At 63.9% G+C, this 17,008-nt stretch carries 18 protein-coding genes; 14 read left to right on the top strand and 4 right to left on the bottom strand.

Annotated elements, in window-relative coordinates; translation table 11 throughout:
- Positions 1-175 precede the first annotated feature (175 nt).
- From HPA02_RS09115 to HPA02_RS09125, 3 genes are all read left to right on the top strand, one after another.
- Positions 176-481 (top strand): cupin domain-containing protein, encoded by a 306-nt coding sequence (locus HPA02_RS09115; protein ID WP_146802869.1) that lies wholly within the window; start codon positions 176-178, stop codon positions 479-481.
- A 98-nt stretch (positions 482-579) separates the two neighbouring features.
- Positions 580-933, top strand: coding sequence for a VOC family protein (locus HPA02_RS09120; RefSeq protein ID WP_146802870.1), 354 nt, complete (start codon positions 580-582; stop codon positions 931-933).
- An 87-nt stretch (positions 934-1,020) separates the two neighbouring features.
- Positions 1,021-2,154, top strand: a complete 1,134-nt coding sequence (locus HPA02_RS09125) for a DUF418 domain-containing protein (protein WP_146802871.1) — start codon at positions 1,021-1,023, stop codon at positions 2,152-2,154.
- Between the two features lie 53 nt (positions 2,155-2,207).
- On the opposite strand, the gene HPA02_RS09130 is transcribed toward HPA02_RS09125, so the two are convergent.
- On the bottom strand, positions 2,208-3,002 hold the full coding sequence (locus HPA02_RS09130) for an HD domain-containing protein (RefSeq protein WP_186809960.1): 795 nt from the start codon (positions 3,000-3,002) through the stop codon (positions 2,208-2,210).
- A gap of 123 nt (positions 3,003-3,125) precedes the next feature.
- Between HPA02_RS09130 and HPA02_RS09135 the strand changes: the two genes are divergently transcribed.
- From HPA02_RS09135 to HPA02_RS09150, 4 genes are all read left to right on the top strand, one after another.
- Positions 3,126-4,124: a GlxA family transcriptional regulator gene (locus HPA02_RS09135; protein ID WP_146802873.1), complete on the top strand. Its 999-nt coding sequence runs from the start codon at positions 3,126-3,128 to the stop codon at positions 4,122-4,124.
- A 78-nt stretch (positions 4,125-4,202) separates the two neighbouring features.
- A complete protein-coding gene (locus HPA02_RS09140; protein WP_146802874.1) occupies positions 4,203-4,598 on the top strand; it encodes a GFA family protein in 396 nt (131 codons plus the stop codon).
- 436 nt (positions 4,599-5,034) lie between these two features.
- Positions 5,035-7,203 carry an AAA family ATPase gene (locus HPA02_RS09145; RefSeq protein ID WP_146802875.1) on the top strand — a complete coding sequence of 723 codons (2,169 nt, stop codon included), beginning with the start codon at positions 5,035-5,037 and terminating at the stop codon, positions 7,201-7,203.
- 185 nt (positions 7,204-7,388) lie between these two features.
- Complete coding sequence (locus HPA02_RS09150) at positions 7,389-7,892, top strand: AAA family ATPase (protein WP_146802876.1); 504 nt, start codon at positions 7,389-7,391, stop codon at positions 7,890-7,892.
- Between the two features lie 352 nt (positions 7,893-8,244).
- On the opposite strand, the gene HPA02_RS09155 is transcribed toward HPA02_RS09150, so the two are convergent.
- Positions 8,245-8,931 (bottom strand): type 1 glutamine amidotransferase domain-containing protein, encoded by a 687-nt coding sequence (locus HPA02_RS09155; RefSeq protein WP_146802877.1) that lies wholly within the window; start codon positions 8,929-8,931, stop codon positions 8,245-8,247.
- A 100-nt stretch (positions 8,932-9,031) separates the two neighbouring features.
- Here HPA02_RS09155 and HPA02_RS09160 point away from each other — a divergent pair, with 100 nt between their 5' ends.
- From HPA02_RS09160 to HPA02_RS09175, 4 genes are all read left to right on the top strand, one after another.
- Positions 9,032-9,967 (top strand): LysR family transcriptional regulator, encoded by a 936-nt coding sequence (locus HPA02_RS09160; protein WP_146802878.1) that lies wholly within the window; start codon positions 9,032-9,034, stop codon positions 9,965-9,967.
- Positions 9,968-10,023: 56 nt separating this feature from the next.
- Positions 10,024-11,208 carry a PDDEXK-like family protein gene (locus HPA02_RS09165; protein ID WP_146802879.1) on the top strand — a complete coding sequence of 395 codons (1,185 nt, stop codon included), beginning with the start codon at positions 10,024-10,026 and terminating at the stop codon, positions 11,206-11,208.
- Positions 11,209-11,248: 40 nt separating this feature from the next.
- On the top strand, positions 11,249-11,620 hold the full coding sequence (locus HPA02_RS09170; protein ID WP_146802880.1) for a thiol-disulfide oxidoreductase DCC family protein: 372 nt from the start codon (positions 11,249-11,251) through the stop codon (positions 11,618-11,620).
- Between the two features lie 92 nt (positions 11,621-11,712).
- A complete protein-coding gene (locus tag HPA02_RS09175; protein ID WP_146802881.1) occupies positions 11,713-12,651 on the top strand; it encodes a sensor domain-containing diguanylate cyclase in 939 nt (312 codons plus the stop codon).
- Here HPA02_RS09175 and HPA02_RS09180 read toward each other — a convergent pair.
- Together HPA02_RS09180 and HPA02_RS09185 are read right to left on the bottom strand one after the other, a co-directional pair.
- Positions 12,648-13,070: a secondary thiamine-phosphate synthase enzyme YjbQ gene (locus tag HPA02_RS09180; RefSeq protein ID WP_146802882.1), complete on the bottom strand. Its 423-nt coding sequence runs from the start codon at positions 13,068-13,070 to the stop codon at positions 12,648-12,650. The two genes, HPA02_RS09175 and HPA02_RS09180, sit on opposite strands and share 4 nt — an antisense overlap.
- A 35-nt stretch (positions 13,071-13,105) precedes the next feature.
- Positions 13,106-13,534 (bottom strand): DUF488 domain-containing protein, encoded by a 429-nt coding sequence (locus HPA02_RS09185; RefSeq protein WP_146802883.1) that lies wholly within the window; start codon positions 13,532-13,534, stop codon positions 13,106-13,108.
- Positions 13,535-13,720: 186 nt separating this feature from the next.
- Here HPA02_RS09185 and HPA02_RS09190 point away from each other — a divergent pair, with 186 nt between their 5' ends.
- Genes HPA02_RS09190 through HPA02_RS09200 form a run of 3 tightly spaced genes read left to right on the top strand, consistent with a single transcriptional unit; the run spans position 13,721 to position 16,939 of the window.
- Positions 13,721-15,304, top strand: a complete 1,584-nt coding sequence (locus HPA02_RS09190; protein ID WP_146802884.1) for a thymidine phosphorylase family protein — start codon at positions 13,721-13,723, stop codon at positions 15,302-15,304.
- On the top strand, positions 15,301-16,203 hold the full coding sequence (locus tag HPA02_RS09195) for a ribose-phosphate diphosphokinase (RefSeq protein ID WP_146802885.1): 903 nt from the start codon (positions 15,301-15,303) through the stop codon (positions 16,201-16,203). The genes HPA02_RS09190 and HPA02_RS09195 overlap by 4 nt, the downstream gene beginning before the upstream one ends.
- A 19-nt stretch (positions 16,204-16,222) precedes the next feature.
- Positions 16,223-16,939, top strand: a complete 717-nt coding sequence (locus HPA02_RS09200; RefSeq protein WP_146802886.1) for an NYN domain-containing protein — start codon at positions 16,223-16,225, stop codon at positions 16,937-16,939.
- Positions 16,940-17,008 lie beyond the last annotated feature (69 nt).

The following is a 17,008-nucleotide window of genomic DNA, read 5'->3' on the forward strand; positions in this document are numbered from 1 at the left end:
TCGAAGCCTATCGGCTGTGCACGGGGTCCCGCCATGACTAAGATGGAGAGTCGATGATGCCGCGATGGGCGCTGTTGGCCGAGGGCCGGCCGGCGAAGCCGCGATCCGCCTTGAGTCGAGAGTGTCGAGGACGCGCCCAGCGGCATGTTCACAAGGCGCAGCAAAGGAGGTTGCGATGCCAGGGAAATATCCGGATAAAATTCGTGAACTACCGCTTTTCGATGGGCGGTTCGATGCTTACAAGCTCGCTGCCGAAGGCGCGGACGTCCTCTTTGCGTCCTACCCGTCTGGAACCCGTATCCCCCCGCACTCACATGCCACGGACAATCATGGCGTGATTATCCGTGGGGAGCTGCTCCTGACCATCGAGGGACGCGTCGAGCGTTACGGCGTCGGAGACTGGTATCACGTCCCGGCGGGGGTGGTGCATGCGGCCGAGTTCAAGGAAGAGACGGATGAGATCGAGTTCTGGTTTGAGTGATCCAGTTGATTGAGCCGGTCACGGGGCACCTGATGAATGATGAGCTCTCCGGAATCGAAGGCGGGGTGAACTGAAATATCCAATGGGGTGGTGACGTCATGAAAGAAGATGGAAAAATCAATTATGTCGAGATCCCCACCCGTGACATTGAGAGGGCAAAGGCGTTCTTCTCCTCTGTGTTCGGGTGGTCATTCGTCGATTATGGACCGGAGTACTCGGCCATCGAGAATGCCGGACTGGATGGTGGGTTTTTCCAGTCCGACAAGGCGGTATCTACCGAGCGGGGCAGCGTGTTGGTGGTCATCTACAGTACCAACCTCGAGGCGACGGTCGATAAGGTCGAGCTGGCGGGCGGGACGGTGGTTCAGGAGATCTTCGACTTCCCGGGGGGCCGGCGATTTCACTTTACCGACCCCAGTGGCAACGAATATGCCGTCTGGTCCGAGCAATAACCGTTCGCATGGATCCATCACCACCGATGTCGTAGTGGAAGGCTAGTGCACCCACTCGCGGTGTGCTCGTGATGACTAAGGAGAGTCATGAATCGCATCAGGCGTAGTCATGAGGTGGACGTGATCAGGATGGCCGCACTGATCGGTATCTGCGTGGTCAATGTGCCCTTTATGGCCTTACCCATAGAGTCCGCCTTCGTCGCCCCGCAGGGGGCCGATGAGAGAACGGCGGCATTCGTCGTCGAATGCTTCTTTCAGCTGAAGTTCTTTCTCCTTTTCTCGTTTGTCTTCGGCTGGGGGATGGCCATCCAATCGACGTCGGCCCGCTCGAAAGGGCAGTCTTTCGCGAGGCGCTACTTTCGAAGGATGCTGGGGTTGGCCATCCTGGGCATGGCTCATGCCACCCTGGTATTCAGCGGCGATATCCTGGTGTTGTATGCGGTGCTGGGGTCACTGCTGTGGTGGATCAAGGATCATCCGCCACGCACCTTGCTCAGGGTGGCCGCCTGGATGCTGCCATTGAGCATGCTATGCCTCACCGTGCTTGCCGTGGTCGTGGAGATGATGATGGCCGCCGACGGCGCTTCGTTTGCCGCGATGGGCAGCGCCAGTCTCGGCGGCGGATTTTTCGAGGCGACCCAGGCGCGAGCCATGGAGTGGCCCGCCACCTTCGCGTTTCTGCTGCTCCTGCAGGGGCCCTTGGCCTTCGGGGCCTTCGCCGCCGGACTGGCCGCGGCCAAGGCGGACTTCTTTGTCGAAGGCAGTCGAGGGTTTGCACTGCTCGAGAGCCGCTTGCCGCTGCTGGTCGGTATCGCCTTGCCCTTGAATGTGCTCTATGCCGCCGTCATCGGTGGCCTCCTGCCGGAATCCTATGAAGTCATCTCCCTGTTGGGGATGGTGTTAGTGGCCATAGGCGCGCCGGCGCTTTCGTCGATCTACCTGTACCTGCTGGTGCGCCTTTCCCGGGCCATCGAGCTTCCCCGGCTCCTGGTGCTTGCCGGGCAGAATTCGCTCTCCTCCTATGTCGCTCAAGGGGTGATCGCGGGTGGCGTATTCGGGGCCTATGGCCTGGGGTGGTTTGATTCGATCGGCCAGGTCGGTTTGATTCCGCTCTCGCTGGTGATCGCGCTCGTCGCCATGCTCTCGGTGGGGGCCTTCGCCGCGATAACGGGGCGAGGGCCACTGGAGCCCGTCTTGCGCAGAATAAGCGGAAATGCCTGACACAATAGCGCGGCATGGATCCTGGCGGGGAAGCCTGCCGGGCGTGCGGTGATTTATTCACTGGCCGGCCGGTGATCCCCGTGTCGACGATCCAGGGGGTTGCGGCTGGCGAGGCGCGCGAACCCGAAGGACGCCAGTACCGAAGCATGCGATCCGCGCGCGTGTTCCACGTCGGACAGGCTGGCGAGGATCGCTTCACGAAAGCCGGTTCGCGGGTAGGCGCCGTGGATATGGGCGATGGCGGTATCCGGTAGCAGGTGATGGCCGGCACCGATGACATCGAGGTGGGCGCCGCGTTGCAGGCAAGCGGCTTCCGGCTCGTGGTGAGCCAGGGAGAGGTAGGGGTTGAGGTGGTAGCTGATGGCCTCGTATACCGCGCGTTGACGTTCCGGGGGCCACTGCCGTTCCGCCACGACTTGCCTGGCGGTGCGTGCCCCGACGATGGCGAAGCCGCAGCAGGCCGTCTGCTGGTGGAATCCGGGCGTCAGGCCCAGGTCGTGAAGCAGGCTGGCCACGTAGAGGGTTTCGGCGTCGATGCCTAGGCCGTGGAACTGGGCCCAGAGCTGGCCGAAGAAGTAGGTGCGTAGGCAGTGCAGGCGCAGTGGCTCGTCGTAATGTTGCGACGCCAGCTCGTCGGCCAGGCGGGTGACGGCCGACTCCGGGACGGGGATGCGTTCCGGGTCGATGCGCAGGCGCTGTCGCCGATAACCGCCCAGGTGCCGTGCCAGGCGTGACAGGGTCTCGCCCAGCTGCGCCCGTAGGATGCCGCCGAGCATCTGCATGCGCTCCGTCGGCGACAGGATGCCATCGCTGCGTTCTCCCCACTCCATCGATCCCAGTTTGGCCATCGGGCTCTCCTGCGTAGTTGGCGATTCGGGTCGGCCCCAGTGTCGCCCGGCGTCGTCATGGTAGGGAGTGGCGAGTCCGCCATATAATATGGCGATCTCGCCACTCCCGGGGGTAGTCCGCAGATGCGCGTCGCGATCCTGGTCTTCGACCGTTGCCTGAGCATGGAAGCCTGCACGATCAGTGACCTGCTGCTGATGGCGAATCGCGTCGCGCTGGCCGGCTCGAGCCATGCCGAGGCGCCGTTCCGGGTCGAGATGGTGAGCGTGGGGCGTCGGCGGATCACCGCTGCCGGAGGCGTCGAGTTGAAGGCATCGCCAGCGACGCCTGAGATCGATCTGCTGATCGTGCCCGGCGTGGATTTTGCGCGGCTCGAGGTGAGGCAGGGCGATATCGCCGTTTTCGACCAGGAGATCCGCTTTATTCGTCGCTGCTTTGCCGCCGGGGTCCCGGTGGCCTCCGTCTGCGCCGGGGCCTTCCTGCTTGCCGAGGCGGGCTTGCTGCATGGACGCCGCGCCACGACCGCCTGGCTCTTTGCCCCCCAGCTCGCCCGCTTGTACCCCGATGTGCGGGTAGACTCGGAAGCCCTGATGGTCGAGGACGGCGGTGTCACCACCGTGGGGGCCTTCAGTGCCGCGGCCGACCTGGCCGTGCACCTGGTGCGCCGGCGGGGTGGCGCGCCCCTGGCTCAGCGCGTCGCCGGCCTGGCCCTGCTCGCACCCTCGCGGGAGAGTCAGGCACCCTACGTGGAGGCGCCGCCTGTCCGAGAGCGCGAGGTGCGCTTCTCGGCGCGGGTCGAGCAGTGGCTGATCCATCGCTACGACGAGCCCTACGACCTCCCGCGCCTGGCCGCTGCCTTTCACTGCAGCACGCGAACGCTGTTGCGCCGCTTCAACCGCGAAGTCGGCACCACGCCGCTGGCCTGCCTACAGCGCCATCGTGTGGAGGTGGCCAAGGGCCTGCTGCGCTCCTCCTCGCTGACCGTGGCGGAGATCACCGAGCGGGTGGGCTATCGGGACGTGGCCACCTTCTGCGCGCTATTCGGCCGCCTGGTCCGACTCTCGCCCGCCGCGTATCGTCGGCAGTTCGCCGGTGACGGGCCTGGAGACACTCGGGGGCGGTAAATACGCCAGCCAGGCCACATCCGCCTGGCCATGGACGATCTGACACTGGAAAACGACTCGGCCCACAAGGAGGGCAATATGCAAGGAAGCTGTCTATGCGGTGGGGTGCGCTACGCCATCGAGGCGCTGAGCACGGCCCCGCAGATCTGCCACTGCCGGACCTGTCGCAAGGCCCATGCTGCCCCCGCCGTGGTCACGGCGGGAGTGGCCCGCTCGGCGTTTCGCTGGCTCCAGGGCGAGGCGCTACTCAACCGCTACGAATCCAGCCCCGGTAAGTGGCGCCATTTCTGCTCGCGCTGCGGCTGCCACCTGATCGCCGAGCGGGAAGGTCAGGCGCACTTCGTCCTGCGCCTGGCCACCCTGGACGAAGACCCCAGCGTGATGCCCGAGGCGCATATCTGGACCGGTCACGACCAGCCCTGGCTGAGCGGCGAGGGCCTGCCACGCCATCCCCAGTGGCCGCCCGGCCGTTAAGCACCGAGGACAGCCATCAAGACCTGGCCCCGGCTTGGTGGGAACTCGGCTTTGCCGAGCGATCGGCGCCGAAAGGCGCCCAGTTGCCGTGCCAAATTCACAAGAGCCTTATTTCCCCAGCCACCGTGCCCCATAGACGAAGTTACCGCTTACCCGTGTGAAAGGCGTCCAATTACGGCTATGCACGACCATCCCGCCATGGCTAAGATGGAAAGCAATATTCGATTAGTGGATGGGGCGGGGAGGTAGCATGGTGGCAGCGAGCTGGCTGGTAAAGCCACCAAATGAGGCGGCGGCTATCGACCCAAAGCGGCTATGATGTCATAGGCAGTAAGCACGTTCACCAGTTTTATGCAGCATGAGCGGAGGTTTGTGTTACATGCATTTAATTCATTGATATTTCATATGTTGTGATTTTTCACTAGAAGGGGGGCGCGTGATTACCGAGATTCACATGGATTCAGTTGCGAGCTTCAAGAAACCTGCATCTCTCGTGACAGACAAGAAGATCAACTTGGTCTACGGCCTGAACGGTGTTGGAAAGTCAACAATCTCAAACTTTCTCTATGCCCCAGAAGACGCGCGCTTCGCTCAATGCCGGAAGGTGCCTGATCAAACAGACCCCGTATTGGTCTACAACCAAAGATTCATTCAAGACAATTTCTTTGTTGCCAATAGTCTCAAGGGGATTTTTAGTCTATCAAAAGAGAATAAGGATGCTGAGGAAAAGATTGCCAAGGAGACCAAGCGCTGTGGCGATCTAGCGAAATCATTAGAAGAAAAGCAGGCTGCCAGGGAGCAGGTCACCCAAATGTTCGCGACACAAAAGCAACAGGCCGTAGATGAGATTTGGAAGATTAAAGCTCAATACTCTGGCGGCGATCGAGTGCTTGAGTATTGTCTTGATGGTCTAAAAGGCCAAAAAGAAAAGCTCTTTTCCCATCTCCTAACGATTCCAAAGCCAAGCAGCGAGCCGAAAAGGGATGTTAAGGCGCTTCGGGAAGAAGTGGACGTCCTTAAGGGGGATGTGGCTCAGTTTCAGCAACAGGTTCCGAACCTTGCATTCATAGCTGGTGAAATCGAATCAGACGCCATTTTTGGCAGGACAATCCTTGGTAACTCGGACAGTGAAGTGGCCACACTGATAGAGGAGCTTGGAAATTCGGACTGGGTAAAGCAGGGACTTGGCTTCCTCTCGAAGGAAATTCAGGAAAGCGGTGAGGCATGCCCTTTTTGCCAAGAGAGGACGATTACATCGAAATTTGTTAAGGGCATGCAGGGATACTTCGACGACACGTATCAAAGGCAGATGGAACAGCTGGAAACTTTAAAATCAAGATATGTTTCCGCAGTTGGGAAGTTGCCAGATGTAAAAATCTATACGGAACATCCGCTCTCACGTGAACACGTCGCGCCCCTATCTATCAAATATCAGGCGGTTACTGACATCCTGCACACCAATCTAGGAAAGATTGAGGAAAAGATAAAAAACCCCAAAGTGCTCGAAACCCTCGAAGACTCCAGCGGTTTTATTGCAGACTTCAATTGTGAGGTCGATGCGATAAATGGGGCTGTTGACGACTATAATCAGCGCCTAAAGAATCGTGAGGCTGTGCTCGATGCTATCAAGGGCGAGTTCTGGGGGCTTATGCGGTGGAAATATGATCAGACCATGACTCGGTATGAGGTCGATCACGAGAGTGCGAGACAGAAATTGAAAGAAGTAGATGAGGAAATTGAAAAGATCGAAGCCGATATTGCCGAAGCTAAGAGGGAGGTTACGAGGGCTCAAAAGGAAACAGTGAATACGGATGAAGCAGTGGACGCGATTAATGCCGGCTTGGTGGACATCGGCATTGATGGCTTCAAGATTTCTAAGCACGCAGAGGGGCTATATCGAGTCGTTCGCTCCGGGGAGTCGGAACACGCTTTTCATACGCTGAGCGAAGGCGAGAAAATGATGATCAGTTTCTTATACTTCTGTGAGCTATGCAAGGGGAAGTCTAGCCCAGAGGATACACATGCACAGCGCATAGCTGTTATAGATGACCCAATATCAAGCCTTTCTCATGTATTTGTTTTTAATGTGGGGCAGCTCATACGGTCTGTATTCTTTAAGAATGATCGTTTTATTCAAGTGTTCGTGCTGACGCATAGTTTATATTTCTTTTATGAGCTTACCGATCCCAATCACGGCCGTAGAAAGGAGACTCAGAAACTCTTCCGAGTCTCTAAGTCTGCGGCCAATAGCAGTGTTCAGGAAATGAAATACGAAGAGGTTCAGAATGACTACCAGGCATATTGGTCGGTAGTCAATGACTCGGCGCAGCCGCCGGCGCTCATTGCCAACTGCATGCGCAATATTGTTGAATACTTTTTTAACTTTGTTAGAAAGAAAGACTTAAACAATGTATTTCTCATGCCAGAGCTACGGGATGCCAAATTTCAAGCATTCTGCCGCTACATCAATCGTGAATCGCATTCGCTAGGGCAGAATGTCATCGACATGAAGGAGTTTAATTACGACACCTTCAAAGAAGGCTTGAGATTAGTCTTCGAAAAAACCGGGTATTCCGATCACTATAAAGAGATGGCCAAGGTGTAGGGCCCCACTGGAGCGCAGCCACGATGAAGGGCGCACACAATAACCGCTTCGAGTCCGACGACTTTCCCTTCTGCTGCTCTCCAAGGCAAGCTGTGGCTCAAGCGGGACGTTATATGAGGGCAGCCTGAATGACCGCTCTTGGCCAAAAGCAGCCTCAACTGAAGGGCTGATGGAGAAACCATTCCATGAAAATCATCCTTCTCGGTAACGCCGGGTCAGGGAAAAGTACCCTCGCCAAGCGGCTGCTCGACAGGCAGCCGGCGGCTCGGTTGTCGCTGGATCGGGTGGCGTTTCGAGAGGGGATGGAGCGGCGGCCGCTGGCGGAGAGCGTGGCGGAGGTATGGCGCTTTATCGATGCCCATGGGCACTGGATTATCGAGGGGTGCTACGCGGATATTATCGAGCCGATCCTGCCGGCCTGTGAGGAGCTGATCTTCCTCAATCCCGGCGTCGAGGCCTGTGTGGCCCACTGTCGGTCGCGGCCCTGGGAACCGGAGAAGTTCGCGACCCGCGAGGCGCAGGATGCCCACCTGGAAGCCCTGATTGCCTGGGTCTGCGCCTATGAAACTCGTGATGATGAGTATGGATTGCGCCGTCATCGGGCGTTGTTCGATGGCTTTCCGGGCAGGAAAATGGAGCTTGATGATCCGAGTCAGTATACCTCGATGCTGGGGATGGACTGGCAATAGTATCCAAGTACCGGCAGGGACTCGCTCGGCAAGGCGAAATTTTCGGTCATCGCAGATCAGCGTGAAGTCACGACATGGCTGATCCCGGCTCACTATTGCCCTTTCTTAACCTTCATCAAACATACAAGTTTGGCTATGCCGAACGATTGGCGCCACCAGGCGCCTTGGTGCTTGCCAGGATCGTCCTTCGGACGATATCGCGCAGAATCTGCGCTCCCACCATGGTATTCACGCCCGAGTGCGAAGAACCAAATTCCCACGACCGTCGGCTGGCTCCTTCGCCTATCCGATAAAAAGCAAAACGCCCGCGCTGCCATTGGCAGGTGGGCGTTTTGCTGTGTGTCCGGCCGGGTTACTTGCCCAGGGCTTCCAGCAGCAGCTTGGCCACCGGTTCGGAGGAGGGCGGGTTCTGGCCGGTGATCAGTTGGCCGTCGCGGCGGGTGTAGGGGACGAAGTCGTCGGCCTTGGAGTAGCGGCCGCCGCCGGCGATCAGGGCGTCTTCGACTAGGTGGGGTACCACCTCGGTGAGGCCCACGGCGGCTTCCTCGCCATTGGTGAAGCCGGTGACCTGACGGCCCTGGATGATCGGCCGGCCATCGGCGTCGCGGGCGTGGATCAGCACGATGGGGGCGTGGCAGACCGCGGCCACCGGTTTCTGCTGGGTCCAGAAGGCCTCGATCAGGCGGATGGAGTCGGCATCGTCCACCAGGTCCCAGAGCGGGCCATGGCCGCCGGGGTAGAAGACGGCGTCGAAGTCGTCGGCGTTGACTTCGGCGAGGCGGTGGGTGTTGGCCAGTTGCTGCTTGGCCTGCTCGTCCCGCTGGAAGCGGCGGGTCGCCTCGGTCTGGCTCTCCTCGGCGTCGCTCTTGGGGTCCAGCGGCGGCTGGCCGCCCTTGGGCGAGGCCAGTACCACCTCGGCGCCGGCGTCCAGGCAGGCGTAGTAGGGCGCCGCCAGCTCCTCGAGCCAGAAGCCGGTGGGTTCGCCGGTGTCGCCGAGGCGGTCGTGGGAGGTCAGCACCATCAGAATGCGTGCGCTCATGGCAATCTCCTTGGCCAGTGCGGTGAATGGGATGGTCACCATCCTAGCCGGGGGGCTAGTATTCGAGAATTGATGATTCTCGATAGGAGATATTCACTCGATGAATATCGCAGGCAAGGACCTCAACCTGCTGCTGCTCTTCCACGTGCTCTATCAGGAGCGCAGCGTCTCGGCGGCGGCCGGACGCATGGCGCTGAGCCAGCCGGCCCTGAGTCACAAGCTGGCCAAGCTGCGTCACGCCTTCGGCGACGAGCTCTTCGTGCGCGCGCCCCGGGGCCTGACGCCGACGCCTCGGGCCCACGAGCTGGCGCCCCGGGTGCAGCAACTGGTGGCGGGCATCGAGGGCTTCTTCGACTTCTGCGAGGGCAGCGACTACCTGGCCCGGGCCGACCGGGTGCACCTCTACACCACCGACTATATCGAGCAGCTGCTGTTGCCGCGGCTGCTGCCGGTGGTGCGCCGCGAGGCGCCGCAGTTGCAACTGGTCACCCATAACACCCGGGGCCGGCTGCCGCGGGCGGAGCTGGAGACCGGCGAGTGCGATATCGCCATCGCCGGCTTCTATGGCGACCTGCCGCGTAGCTACCATCAGCAACGCATCCACCGGGAAGGCTTCGTGGTGCTGGCCGCCCGGGATCATCCCCAGATCGGCGAGCGCCTGACCCTGGAGGGCTACCTGGCCAGCGACCACCTGGTCACCACCCTGACCGGTGACCTGGATGGCCATGTGGACAAGCAACTGCGCGCCCTGGGGCGCCGCCGCCGGGTGGTGGCGGGGCTGTCGAGCTTTACCGTGCCGCCGCTGCTGGTGGCCCAGAGCGACCTGCTGCTGACCTGCCTGGAGAGCGTGGCCACCCAGGCGGTGGAGCGCTTCCCGGGGCTGGCGATTCACCCCTGCCCGCTGGAACTGGACGGCGTATCGGTGATCCAGACCTGGCACCAGCGCACCCACGAGGACCGCCTGCGCCGCTGGCTGCGCGGCCGGATCAAGGCGCTGCTGGAGCGACCGGCCGATCCCGAGGCAAGGCAGACCTAAAGCCGCCTTAAGCCCTGCCGATAGTTCCAGGGCCCTAGAATCGACAAGGACGCCCCGTGCCTTCCCATCACAGCCTGCTGCATCTGGCCTCCCTGCTGCGCCAGCGCCATGCCCGGCCGCCGGGCTTCAACCTCTTCACCACCCTGCGCGGCGGCAACGACGAGGTGCGCCTACATTCGCGCTTCCTCGCCGCCCTGTTGAATCCTCGGGCCCATGGCCTGGGGGCGGCGCCGCTTAACGAGCTGCTCGAGCGCTGCGCGATCCGCGACTTCGCCTGGGAGGGTGTGCGGGTGGAGTGCGAGCGCTGGAACATCGATATCCTGGTGACCAATGCCCGGCGCCAGGCGCTGCTGATCGAGAACAAGGTCCACGCCGACGACCAGCCGGAGCAGTTGGTGCGCTACCACCGGCGCCTGCGCGAGGCGGGCTACCGGGAGATTCACGTGCGCTACCTGACCCTGGAGGGGCGCGACCCCCGGGAGGACAGCCTGGGCGAGCTGCGCGACCTGGAGGAGGGCAGCTACGCCGCCCTGGGCTACTACGCCGACCTGGTGCCTTGGCTGGAGGCCTGCCTGGGGCGCGCCGCCCTCGACCCGCCGCTGCGCGAGAGCCTCGCCCAGTATCGGCAACTGATCCTGCAACTGACCGGACACGACATGGATAACGCGCACCTGGAGACCCTGGCCGAGACCCTGCTGCAGGGCGACAACCTGCTCGGCGCCCACGACATTCGCCTGGCCTACGACGAGGCGCTGGCCCGCCTCCAGGCCCGGCTCTGGCGGGCCCTGAAGGCGCGTATCGCGACCCAGTACCAGGACATGGCCAAGCATATTAGCAGTGACTCCTGGAGCGAGGCGTCGCTGGACGGCCTGTGCCGGGACCATGTGCAGCGCCGCCAGAACAGCAAGGGCTATGGCCTCTATTACTGGATTCCCGGGTATGAGAAGACGATCTGCGCCGGTTTCGAGATCGAGTATGCCATCTACCTGGGGATCTACTGCGAGGAGCAGAACGAGCCCGAGCGCTATCGCGTCCTCTGCCAGCGTCTGGACGCGGTGGGCCATGGCGGCAGCCGCAATGCCTACTGGCCCAGCTTCGCCTTCCACCCCGAGGCGCTGAACCTCAGGACGCCCAGTGCCGAGCAACTGGCGCAGCTCTCCGACCCGGACCGCTTCGCCGACCTGGTGGCGACCATGAGCGACGAACTGGCGCGGCTCTGGGAGGTCTGCCGTAGTAATTGAGTGGTAGTTAAGTAGTCGTTGAGTCGGCAGCGAGGCCAGCATGAGTGCATTGCCCCCTTTGAGGGTCTACTACGACGGCGTCTGTCCCGGTTGTCGCCGGGACCGGGCCCGCTATGAGCGATGGGCCGGCGAGACCGGCCGCGACGTGCACTGGTGCGACGTCACCGAGCACCGGCAGACGCTGCGCGCCAAGGGCATCGATCCCCAGGCGGCGCTGCTGTCGCTGCATGTGGAGGAGGAGGGCGGTGCCATCCGCGAGGGCATCGATGCCTATGTCCTGCTGATGCGCCGGGTACCGCGGCTCAGGCCCCTGGCCTGGCTGATCGGCTTGCCGGGGCTCAAGCCCGTGCTGCGCCTTTGCTATGACCGCTGGGTGCGGCGCCGCCTGGCCCGGGAGGGACGCCTGCCCTGAGTCGCCCCGCGCCGTTGGTATTCCACGTTGGGGCTGCCTATAGTGGGGCGCACCCGCCCGATACGGTCATTATCAGAGGAGCCGGAGGCTCGATGTCCCGCAAGTTACCCGCGTCCCAGGCAGTCGAGCCTGAGGGCGTCACGGCCAGTGCCGAGGATCTGTTGAGCATCCTCGATAGCCTGGACGCGGCGGTCTATGCCAGCGATATGCAGACCCACGAGCTGCTCTTCCTCAACGCCTATGGGCGCCAAACGTGGGGAGCGCCCCGGGGGCGAAAATGCTGGGAAGTGTTACAGGAAGGGCAGAGCGGGCCTTGCGACTTCTGCACCAATGATCGGCTGCTCGACGCCCAGGGCCGCCCGGGCGCCCCGGTGGTCTGGGAGTTTCAGAATACCCAGAACGGTCGCTGGTACCAGTGTCGCGATCAGGCCATCGCCTGGCATGACGGCCGCCTGGTGCGCGTCGAGATCGCCACCGATATCACCGAGCGTAAGGCCCTGGAGGACGCCCTCAAGGCCTCCCACCGCCACGCCGAGTGGCTGGCCTATCGGGACGAGCTGACCCAGCTGCTCAATCGCCGTGCCTTCTTCGCCGCCTGCCAGGAGCGATTGGCGACCCTGGATCCAGAGGCGCCCTTCGCCCTGCTGTTGATCGACCTGGATCGCTTCAAGCTGGTCAACGACACCCATGGGCACGCAGCCGGAGACCGAGTGCTGCGGGAAGTGGCCAAGCGCTTCCAGGCTCGGCTGCGCGACGGCGATATTCTCTGCCGCTTCGGCGGCGAGGAGTTCGCCCTGGCGCTGCCGGGCACCTCCCAGGCCGCCGCCAGCGAGTTGGCAGAGCGCCTGCGCCGGGCCCTTTCGGCACAGCCCATGAACTACGGCGAAGCGAGCTTTCGGGTCACCGCCAGTTTCGGCGTGGTGGCCGCAGCGAGTGGCGAGGCCGACCTCGGCATGCTGCTTCAGCGGGCCGATCAGGCCATGTATCGCGCCAAGCGCGAGGGGCGGGATCGGGTCTGCGATTCCCCTTAGCCTTCCCCTTGCAGGGTGGCGATCAGCCGCCGGGGCCCGCCGTGGTCGCGGTGCTCGCCGAGCCACAGGCCCTGCCAGGTGCCCAGGGCCAGGCGGCCGTCGCGCACCGCCAGGGTCAGTTGGGTACCCAGGAGGCTGGCGATCACATGCGCCGGCATATCGTCGGGGCCCTCCAGCACATGCCGGAAGTAGGGCAGGTCGCCGGGCACCAGGCGGCGCAGGAAGGCGTCCAGGTCGTGACGCACGTCCGGGTCGGCGTTCTCGTTCAGCGTCAGCGATGCTGAGGTGTGTTGCAGCTGCAGGTGCAGCAGGCCTACCCGACAGCGAGCCAGCTCGGGAAGCGCCGCCTCCACCCGTTCGGTGATCAGGTGAAAGCCCCGCGCCACGCCGGGCAGCCGTATCTCCTGCTGGTGCCACATCTTGCGAGTCTCCGCGTAACAAGGGGAGGGTAAGGCTAGCATCCGCCCTTGTCGCCGGCATAGCAGGGCGGCGAGGCGGGGCCGTCGCGGTCGGCGGCGTCTTCGGCGGCCAGGGCGTCGAGCAGGGCCTCGCGCAGCACCGGCAGGTGGGAGGCCTCCAGGTCGCGGGCCGCGGAGAGCAGGGTCAGGCGCCCGCGGCGGGCATGGCGCAGCAGCGGCACCAGCACCTCGGGGGCGTCGTCGAGCTCCCAGCAGTAGCGGCGCACGAACACCGCGCGGCTGATCTCCTGCTGGTGCCAAGCGCGACGCAGGGCGGGGGAGGGCGAGGCATCCCGGTACCAGTCGCTGAGGCACAGGCTCTCGCGGCGCTTGCCCCGGGGCCAGAGGCGATCCACCAGGATGCGGGCGCCGTCCTCGGCCTCGACCTCGCCGTAGATGCGCTTGAGGCGAATATCGTAGGTCATCTCGAGTCTCTTCCTTGCACGCAGTGGCCGGGTCCCCAGCTTAGGCCGGGTGGGCGTCCCGCTCCAGTCCAGAAGCGTTTACCGCTCGATTTGCGCCGACGAGCGTTGGCACCGGCGTTGTCGGTCGGCCCGTCGTGTCTCGTGGCTTCGGCTAGGCTCTCAGCAAGGGGTTACGGAGCAGCCAGCATGGACAAGCCGCAGCGCAGGTCCCAGGAGAGTGACGAGGGGCTCATGCCCCTGGCCCTCAAGCGGGTGGGCATCGACACCTACCGCGAGAACGTCGCCTACCTGCATCGGGAGTGCGACCTCTACCGGGCCGAGGGCTTCCAGGCCCTGGCCAAGGTGGAGGTGGGGGCCAACGGGCGACGTATCCTGGCCAGCCTCAATGTGGTGGATGACGAGGCCATCGTCGGCCACGATCAGTTGGGCCTCTCCGAGGAAGCCTTCGCCAGCCTGGGCATGCCGGAGGGACAGCCGGTGTGCGTCTCCCAGGCGGAACCGCCGGGGTCGATTCCCGCCCTGCACCGCAAGATCAACGGCGAGCGGCTGACCCGCAGGGATTTTCGCGCCATCGTCCAGGACGTGGCCGAGCGGCGTTACTCGAAGATCGAGCTGACCGCCTTCGTGGTGGCCTGCGACCTGGGTGAGATGGATCGCGAGGAGGTCTTCTACCTCAGCGACGCCATGGCTCGGGTGGGGCGCCAGCTCGACTGGCACGAACATCCGGTGGTCGACAAGCACTGCATCGGCGGCATTCCCGGCAATCGCACCTCCATGCTGGTGGTGCCCATCGTCGCCGCCCACGGCAGCCTCTGCCCCAAGACCTCCTCCCGGGCCATCACCTCGCCCTCGGGGACCGCCGATACCATGGAGGTGCTGGCACGGGTCGACCTGCCCTTCGCCGAGCTCAACGAGCTGGTTCGCACCCACCGCGGTTGCCTGGCCTGGGGCGGCAGCAGCGACCTGTCGCCGGCGGACGATGTGCTGATCACCGTGGAACGCCCCCTGTCGTTGGATTCGCCGGGGCAGATGGTGGCCTCGATCCTCTCCAAGAAGGTCTCCGCCGGCTCCACCCACCTGCTGCTGGACATCCCCGTGGGACCCCAGGCCAAGGTGCGCTCCATGCCCGAGGCACGGCGGCTGCGCAAGCTCTTCGAGTTTGTGGCCGGGCGCATGGGCCTGACCCTGGAGGTGGTGATCACCGACGGGCGCCAGCCCATCGGGCGCGGTATCGGCCCGGTGCTGGAGGCCCGGGACGTGATGCATGTGCTGATGCAGCATCCCGAGTCGCCCCAGGACCTGCGCCAGAAGTCGCTGCAGCTGGCCGGGCGCATGCTGGAGTTCGACCCGGACGTGCGCGGCGGCGATGGCTATGGCATCGCCCGGGATATCCTCGAGTCGGGGCGCGCCCTGGAGAAGATGCGCGCCATTATCCGCGCCCAGGGAGAGACCCCCTTCGACCCCGAGGCCCCGCCCCTGGCGCCGCTCAGCTTCGAGGTGATGGCGCCCCAGGACGGGGTGGTCATCGCCATCGATAACCGCCGCCTGGCGCGCGTCGCCCGACTCGCCGGCGCCCCCAAGGCCAAGGGCGCCGGGGTCGACCTGCTGGCCTGCATCGGCGATACGGTGACGGCGGGCCAGCCCCTGTATCGGGTCTATGCGTCGTACCGCAACGAGCGCAACGCCGCCCACCAGTGCTGTGATTGCGACAACGGCTTCACCCTGGGCGAGGCCGCGGCCATCGCCCCACTCAATGTGGAGGGACGATGAGCGCGACCCAACTCCCGACCCTGCTCCATTTCGACGACGAGGCGACCCCGGCGCGGCGTCTGGCCGCGACGCTCGGCCTGCCGGCGCTGGCCATCGAGGCCCATCGCTTCCCGGACGAGGAGCTGCGCCTGCGGCTGCCCTTCGCCGATGCGTGCCCCGAGACCCTGGTGCTCTACCGCAGCCTCGACCGCCCCAACGACAAGCTGGTGGAACTGCTGCTGGTGGCCCGCCACGCGCGGCGCCAGGGCACCCGGCGGCTGATCCTGGTGGCGCCCTACCTCGCCTATATGCGCCAGGACATCGCCTTCCATCCCGGCGAGGTGGTCAGCCAGACCCTGGTGGGAGCCTTCCTCGCCGAGCTGGTCGATGCCCTGATCACCGTGGACCCGCACCTGCATCGCATCGAACGCCTCGACCAGGCGGTGCCGCTGGACGATGCCATCGCCCTGTCGGCGGCGCCGGCGCTGGGCGAGCTGGCCGCCGCGCGGCGCCCCGGGGCCCTGCTGCTGGGGCCCGACGAGGAGGCCGAGCAGTGGGTGGCCCGGGCCGCGGCGGCCAGCGGCCTCGACCATGGGGTCTGCCGCAAGCGGCGCCACGGCGATACCCGGGTAAGCATCGCGCTGCCCGAGCTGGCGCTGGCCGGGCGCAGCGTGGTGTTGATGGATGACGTGGCCAGCTCCGGCCATACCCTGGCTCGGGCCATTGAGGCGCTGTGCGCGGCCGGTGTGGCCTCGGTGGACGTGGCGGTGACCCATGCGCTGTTCGCCGGCGAGGCCCTGGCGGTGATCGAGGCCGCCGGTGTCGACGCGCTCTGGAGCAGCGACGCCATCGCCCATCCCAGCAATGCGGTTCCCCTCGCGCCGCTATTGGCCGAGGCGCTCGAGCCGCTGATCCGCTAACCGTCGCCGAGGAGGCCGCATGGAGAAGAACCTGGCGGTATTGATCGATGCCGACAACGCCCAGCCGAGCATCGTCGAGGGGCTGCTCTCGGAGATCGCCAAGTACGGCACCGCCAGCGTCAAGCGGGCCTACGGCGACTGGACCGGCCCCGAGCTCAAGGGCTGGAAGGAGACCCTGCTGCACTACTCCATCCAGCCGGTGCAGCAGTTCGGCTATACCCGCGGCAAGAACGCCACCGACAGCGCCCTGATCATCGATGCCATGGATCTGCTCTACACCGAGCGCTTCTCGGGCTTCTGCCTGGTCTCCAGCGACAGCGACTTCACCCGTTTGGCGGCGCGTATCCGCGAGTCGGGGCTGACCGTGTTCGGCTTCGGCGAGAAGAAGACCCCGATGCCTTTCGTGGCCGCCTGCGACAAGTTCATCTACGTGGAGGTGCTGCGCAGCGACGATGAGGAGGGCGAGGAGGGCAGCCGCCGCTCCGCCAAGGAGCTGAAGTCCGATACCCGGTTGGTCAGCCTGCTGCGCAAGGCGGTGGAGGCCTCCTCCGACGACAGCGGCTGGGCCTCCCTGGGGGCGGTGGGCAGCAATATCGTCAAGCAGTTTCCCGACTTCGACGCCCGCAACTACGGCTACAAGAAGCTCGGCGAACTGGTCAGCGCCACCGAACTCTTCGAGGTGGCCCAGCGCGGTGATGGCAAGGCGATCTATGTGCGCGACAAACGCCGCAAGTAGCGCCGTAATCAGTCGGGCCGCCCCGGAGAGTGCCGACCTCGGCGCGCCGAGGCGTGCCCGTTCTTCTGT

The sequence above is a fragment of the Bisbaumannia pacifica genome, from assembly GCF_007989625.1.
GTDB classification, from domain to species: domain Bacteria; phylum Pseudomonadota; class Gammaproteobacteria; order Pseudomonadales; family Halomonadaceae; genus Bisbaumannia; species Bisbaumannia pacifica.

Bases quoted from the DNA above. Each gene is read 5' to 3' on its own strand.
- HPA02_RS09175 (WP_146802881.1), top strand. From the start codon at position 11,713: ATGTCCCGCAAGTTACCCGCGTCCCAGGCAGTCGAGCCTGAGGGCGTC.
- HPA02_RS09135 (WP_146802873.1), top strand. From the start codon at position 3,126: ATGCGCGTCGCGATCCTGGTCTTCGACCGTTGCCTGAGCATGGAAGCC.
- HPA02_RS09180 (WP_146802882.1), bottom strand. From the start codon at position 13,070: ATGTGGCACCAGCAGGAGATACGGCTGCCCGGCGTGGCGCGGGGCTTT.
- HPA02_RS09170 (WP_146802880.1), top strand. From the start codon at position 11,249: ATGAGTGCATTGCCCCCTTTGAGGGTCTACTACGACGGCGTCTGTCCC.
- HPA02_RS09125 (WP_146802871.1), top strand. From the start codon at position 1,021: ATGAATCGCATCAGGCGTAGTCATGAGGTGGACGTGATCAGGATGGCC.
- HPA02_RS09185 (WP_146802883.1), bottom strand. From the start codon at position 13,534: ATGACCTACGATATTCGCCTCAAGCGCATCTACGGCGAGGTCGAGGCC.
- HPA02_RS09155 (WP_146802877.1), bottom strand. From the start codon at position 8,931: ATGAGCGCACGCATTCTGATGGTGCTGACCTCCCACGACCGCCTCGGC.
- HPA02_RS09200 (WP_146802886.1), top strand. From the start codon at position 16,223: ATGGAGAAGAACCTGGCGGTATTGATCGATGCCGACAACGCCCAGCCG.
- HPA02_RS09190 (WP_146802884.1), top strand. From the start codon at position 13,721: ATGGACAAGCCGCAGCGCAGGTCCCAGGAGAGTGACGAGGGGCTCATG.
- HPA02_RS09120 (WP_146802870.1), top strand. From the start codon at position 580: ATGAAAGAAGATGGAAAAATCAATTATGTCGAGATCCCCACCCGTGAC.
- HPA02_RS09150 (WP_146802876.1), top strand. From the start codon at position 7,389: ATGAAAATCATCCTTCTCGGTAACGCCGGGTCAGGGAAAAGTACCCTC.
- HPA02_RS09115 (WP_146802869.1), top strand. From the start codon at position 176: ATGCCAGGGAAATATCCGGATAAAATTCGTGAACTACCGCTTTTCGAT.
- HPA02_RS09195 (WP_146802885.1), top strand. From the start codon at position 15,301: ATGAGCGCGACCCAACTCCCGACCCTGCTCCATTTCGACGACGAGGCG.
- HPA02_RS09160 (WP_146802878.1), top strand. From the start codon at position 9,032: ATGAATATCGCAGGCAAGGACCTCAACCTGCTGCTGCTCTTCCACGTG.
- HPA02_RS09140 (WP_146802874.1), top strand. From the start codon at position 4,203: ATGCAAGGAAGCTGTCTATGCGGTGGGGTGCGCTACGCCATCGAGGCG.
- HPA02_RS09130 (WP_186809960.1), bottom strand. From the start codon at position 3,002: ATGGCCAAACTGGGATCGATGGAGTGGGGAGAACGCAGCGATGGCATC.